The sequence below is a fragment of the Streptococcus sp. DD11 genome, from assembly GCF_001578865.1.
GTDB classification, from domain to species: Bacteria; Bacillota; Bacilli; order Lactobacillales; family Streptococcaceae; genus Streptococcus; species Streptococcus panodentis.
In genome coordinates this window covers 192,845-194,256 of the sequence record NZ_KQ969397.1, presented here as the reverse complement: position 1 = coordinate 194,256, position 1,412 = coordinate 192,845, and the positions used below count along the sequence as shown (strand labels likewise).

The following is a 1,412-nucleotide window of genomic DNA, read 5'->3' as shown; positions in this document are numbered from 1 at the left end:
TTTCTGGTTCTGGACGATGCGACTTCGGCTCTGGACTATCTGACCGAGGCTCGGCTGCTGCAGGCGATGAAGGAAGAGCTGGGAAAGACCAGTCTGATTCTGATCTCTCAGCGGACCAACAGCCTGCGCTCAGCGGACCAGATTCTGGTCTTGGACCAAGGACGGCAGGCTGCACTTGGCAGGCACGAGGACCTGCTGATCAGCTCTGCGATTTACCGGGAAATCCATCAATCTCAGCACAGCAGTAAGGAGGGCGACCGCCATGACAAGTAAGTACAAAAGCAGCAGTCTGAAACGTCTGAGCCATGATCTGCTGCAGGCCCGCGGGCTTTTTCTGCTGGCCAGTCTGGGAACCTTGCTGCAGGTCGGTCTGACCATCTATCTGCCGGTGCTGATCGGCAATGCAGTGGACAGTGTGCTCCTGCCGGATGCCAGCCGGCAGCTGCTGCCGATTTTGGGACAGATGGCCTTGGTCATTGGAGCCAATACTCTGGTCCAGTGGTTCAACCCGCTGCTCTACAATCGTCTGGTCTACAGCTACAGTAAAAAGCTGCGCCAGCAGGTCATTGAGAAGATTCACCGTCTGCCCTTTGCCTATCTGGATGGTCAGGGGACAGGCGATGTGGTCAGCCGTCTGACCACGGACCTGGACCAGCTCAATAACGGCCTGCTCATGGTCTTTAATCAGTTTTTTGTCGGTCTGCTGACCATTTTTATCACCATTGTGACCATGGCTCAGATTGATATTTTCATGATGCTCTTGGTCCTGTTGCTGACACCGCTCTCTCTTTTTATCGCCCGCTTCATTGCTCGGAAAAGCTACAGCCTTTTTCAGCAGCAGACTGAGGCGCGCGGACGGCAGACCCAGCTGATTGAGGAGAGCCTGAGGCAGGAGAGTCTGATTCAGGCCTTTAATGCTCAGGAACAGTTTATGGAGGCCTTTGGCGCCAGCAACAGCGCCTACTCCGACTATTCGCAGGCGGCCATCTTCTACTCCTCTACGGTCAATCCGGCCACCCGCTTTGTCAATGCCCTCATTTATGCCCTTATCGTAGGCTTTGGGGCTGTGCGGATTATCGGCGGTTCCGCCTTTACGGTCGGTCAGCTGGTGACCTTTCTCAACTATGTCAACCAGTATACCAAGCCTTTTAATGACATTTCTTCGGTCCTGTCGGAATTGCAGAGCGCCCTTGCCTGTGCAGAGCGGCTCTATCATGTCTTGGATGAGCCGGAAATCGCAGAGACTGGGACAGCAGAAGTAGATGCTGCTCAGGTGCAGGGCCATATCCGCTTTGAGCATATTTGCTTTGGCTATGAAAAAGACAGACCTCTGATCCGGGATCTGACAGTGGCTATTCCCGCTGCCAGCAAGGTGGCCATTGTCGGGCCGACTGGGGCCGGCAAGTCCACTC

Annotated in this window: 1 protein-coding gene and 1 pseudogene; both read left to right on the top strand. The window is 54.8% G+C overall.

The window, feature by feature from the left end; translation table 11 throughout:
* Positions 1-273: pseudogene (locus STRDD11_RS12005) on the top strand (ABC transporter ATP-binding protein); the annotation flags it as partial.
* The coding region (locus tag STRDD11_RS12000) for an ABC transporter ATP-binding protein (RefSeq protein WP_164828489.1) at positions 263-1,412 on the top strand (1,150 nt) is incomplete at its 3' end. The pseudogene STRDD11_RS12005 and the gene STRDD11_RS12000, both read left to right, overlap by 11 nt.